The organism is Vallitalea okinawensis (genome assembly GCF_002964605.1).
Lineage (GTDB): Bacteria > Bacillota > Clostridia > Lachnospirales > PQDH01 > Vallitalea_A > Vallitalea_A okinawensis.
This window is the reverse complement of the sequence record NZ_PQDH01000042.1, coordinates 1-3,727: the sequence shown is the minus strand read 5'-3', so window position 1 is coordinate 3,727 and position 3,727 is coordinate 1. Positions and strand designations below refer to the sequence as shown.

Genomic DNA, 3,727 nt, shown 5'->3' with positions numbered 1-3,727 from the left:
ATGTCTTGCGTATTAGAGCCCTCTCCTTTAGAATATCAATTCATAGTAAAATATATTGGTGAAGAAGAAGGACAATTAACTATAAAAAATATAAGTGCAAGTAACTCAATTACAGGAGATGTAACTTATGTAGAAGATGGAGTTGGAATTGAAGTAGAACAAAGTGAATATTCAATTCATCCATGGCAAATATATGATGGTTATAAAGCTGAGAATATAGTATTTGAAAAAGGTGAATACGTTTTAGAGGAAGATCTAATTATTAATAAGAATAGTTCACTAACGATTAATTCAGGAGTAAACTTAAAATTAGAAGAAGGAGTTTCTATTTTTGTCAATGGGGAATTAAACATAAATGGAACCGTAGAAGAACCTGTAATATTTGAAGCAGTAACTGAGGATAAGCCATGGGGTGTGCTAGCTCTGCAAGGATATAACACTGACTATGAACATCAAATCAGTAATACAATATTTAAAAACGGTGGACTGGAATCCAGGTATGAAAATACCTTATATACTGGTATGGTATCAGCGTATAATACAAGAGTTACTATTGAAAACTCAGAATTCATATCAAATGTTGGTGGGGATGATACTTTTAACGGTAAAAATTCCTATGTTCATATTAATAACTGTAAATTTATTGATACATTTTCAGATTCTATTGATTTTGATTATACAGAAGGTATTATTGAAAACTCATATTTTGAAAATGCTGGGAATGACTCCATAGATATAATGACATCGACTCCTACTATTCGAAACAATTATATAGTTGGATCTGGTGATAAAGGAATATCGGTGGGTGAAAACTCAGAACCAGTAATATTTAATAATATTATTATTAATAATGAGATTGGTATACAGTCTAAGGATATGTCTTATCCAATGATCGTAAATAATATAATTTATGATAATAATGTAGGAATTCATTTATATAAGAAGAACCTACGCTATGGTGGAGGCGGACAAGCTGTAGTTGTCAATAGTATTGTGACGGGTAATAAAAAATATGATTATGAATGTAGAGATAACTCAACTGTTACTTTCATAAATAGTAATATTATTACTGGAGACGGAGATGGTGTAGACTTTATCAATGTTACAGAAACCAATATAAATATAAATGATTTTAAACAAAATAATTATATGACACCAGAAACGTATAAAGAGCTTTATTTAAAAGGTACGATAGAGCATTATGATGATATATTTGGGGGTGGAAGTAGAAGTGCATCTATAGGCTTATATGAAATGATAGACATGAAGGAGGTGCACGATGAAGAACACTAAAGTATTTAACAGGTGGGAATTAAAATACATTGTTCATATAAAGGATCAGTATAAACTAATAAATGAGCTTAATAAGTACGTAGTACAGGACCAGAATGGTACTAATGGTATGTATAAAATAAAAAGTCTCTATTATGATACAGACGATTATTTATTTTATCGAGAAAAAGTTGATGGTCAGAAGTATCGTCAAAAAGTAAGGGTTAGAGGATACAATACTATTAATTTATCTGATCAAGTCTATATAGAGATAAAGCAAAGGTATAACCAAACTGTTCAGAAAAGAAGAGTAAAACTTCCTTTAACTAATGCTTATCAGATGCTAGATCCCAATGAGCAAATTGATATAATCTCTGGATATAACTCCAAAGATAAGGAAGTAATAGATGAAATTTTATATTTAAAATACTTATACCACCTTTCTCCTAAAGTTATTGTAAGTTATGATAGGAAAGCTTTTATGGGTTATTATGAAGATGATTTGAGAATTACCTTTGATACAAATCTTCGTTGTAGATCTTATAATGTAAGGTTAGATGAGCAAGCTGATGAAACATATTTTATTCCACCTCAATATTCAATTTTAGAAATAAAAGCTAATCATAAGATTCCCATATGGTTAACTTCCATTATACATAGATATAATGTACAATCTAATAGAGTATCTAAATACTGTTTGAGTATAGACAGATTAAATTTAATAAATTACTAGGAGGCATTATAAATGGACCAATTAATAAAAGAAGCACAAATGTTTAGTGATTTGACAGAAACCTTTACTTTAATAGATGTATTTATTGTTATGCTATTAAGTTTTGCATCTTCTTTAGTAATAGGAGTAGTATATAAAAAGACGCATAGGGGAATTTCTTATTCTCAGTCATTTGTTCATACATTAGTTATAATGGAAGTAACAATAGCAGTAATAATGCTAGTTGTAGGAAGTAATATTGCTAGAGCGTTCAGTTTAGTAGGAGCTTTATCAATAGTAAGATTTAGAACTGCAATTAAGGATCCTAAAGATGTAGGATTTATATTCTTTTCAATGGCTGCAGGAATGGCTTTTGGTACAAGATTTTATGTATTAGGTGCTGTCTTTACATCAATCTTAGCATTAATTATTTATATTTTACATGTTACGAATTATGGTTCTAAAGATGTTATGAATAAGATACTGAAAGTGTATATAAATGAAGATATAAAAGATAAACTTGAAAGTAAGCTGGATGAGTTAATGAATGAATATTATATAGTTAGTGTTGACAGTATAGGAAATAATATCTCTGAAGTAGTTTACATAATTGAGGAGAAAAAGGGGATTACACATTCAAAAGTTATATCTCAATTACAGGAAGTAAATAACGGTAATAAAGTTACAATTGTAGAAGGGCAACAGAAGTTAGACCTTTAGGAGATGTGGATATATGAAATATAAATTTATTAATACATATTTAATACTACTAGTATTAATAGTAAGCTTTTTTATATTTTGGGTTGTAAATGAACCAGATATCTACGCTGGTCACTTCTATTTAAACGCAGCTAGTTATTATGTAGATAATTATGATGTAGATAATGCTCTTACTAAGTTAGAAAATGTTAAAGAGTCTAATGTAATTGAGCAAAATAAGAGTTTTGAACAGTTTTATAATTATTTAACTAATCGAATAGAGGGGATTAATTCCGATATCATTCTAAAAGGACAGCACCCGGATGGATGGATTAGTGAAAAAGTTGATATTAAAATAATAAATGAAACTATATTAGATGATATAGATATACCTAGCATAGGGGTAAAGGGAAGTATACATAATGTGGAAGGTTTACTACCCTTAGAATTAAAGCTTTTAGTTAATGGAGAAGTGTATAATTCAGCAGTAATTGATAAAGCAGGTGAATTTTCGCAAAATATAATAATTGAGAAAGAGTATTTATTGGATAAAAGTAACCAACTGGAACTTAAAGTGAATAAGACATTCAATCCCAAAAAAATGGGAATAAACAATGATTCTAGAGACTTGAGTATTATTATAGAACAACTAGATTTTCATGATTATTTAGATATAGTTACTGAAGAAGAAATGATAACTGTGGATGGACTATATAGTGATAATTGGATGGGTGTAAGTACAAGAATTAATTTAGTCAATCAGAATAATAATATAGAGGGATTAAAAATCAGTGGTAAACATCTATTTGAAAATCCTATGAAAGTAATAATTGAAAGCCAAGATGATGTATTAGATGTGATTGAGTTAAATACACCCGAAGACTTTGAAAAAATAATATATTTGAGTGATGAATTAAAAGAGAAAAAATTTATATCACTAGAAATGGTAGCAGATAATACATTTGTACCTCAAGAATTACAGATCAATGAAGATTCAAGAAGTTTGAGTATTTTAGTTGATAATATTGAGATATTGTACTAATT

Annotated in this window: 4 protein-coding genes; all 4 read left to right on the top strand. The window is 28.7% G+C overall.

Annotated elements, in window-relative coordinates:
* Window positions 1–1,293 (top strand): right-handed parallel beta-helix repeat-containing protein (locus C1Y58_RS26130; protein ID WP_105620094.1); only part of this gene is annotated, 1,293 nt, incomplete at its 5' end.
* Window positions 1,280–2,005, top strand: coding sequence for a polyphosphate polymerase domain-containing protein (locus C1Y58_RS26125; RefSeq protein ID WP_105620093.1), 726 nt, complete (start codon window positions 1,280–1,282; stop codon window positions 2,003–2,005). The genes C1Y58_RS26130 and C1Y58_RS26125, both read left to right, overlap by 14 nt.
* Before the next feature lie 12 nt (window positions 2,006–2,017).
* The gene (locus C1Y58_RS26120) at window positions 2,018–2,704 is read left to right on the top strand and encodes a DUF4956 domain-containing protein (RefSeq protein WP_105620092.1); all 687 of its coding nucleotides are present in this window, start codon (window positions 2,018–2,020) and stop codon (window positions 2,702–2,704) included.
* A gap of 13 nt (window positions 2,705–2,717) precedes the next feature.
* Window positions 2,718–3,725, top strand: coding sequence for a hypothetical protein (locus tag C1Y58_RS26115; protein WP_105620091.1), 1,008 nt, complete (start codon window positions 2,718–2,720; stop codon window positions 3,723–3,725).
* The last annotated feature ends 2 nt before the right edge of the window (window positions 3,726–3,727 follow it).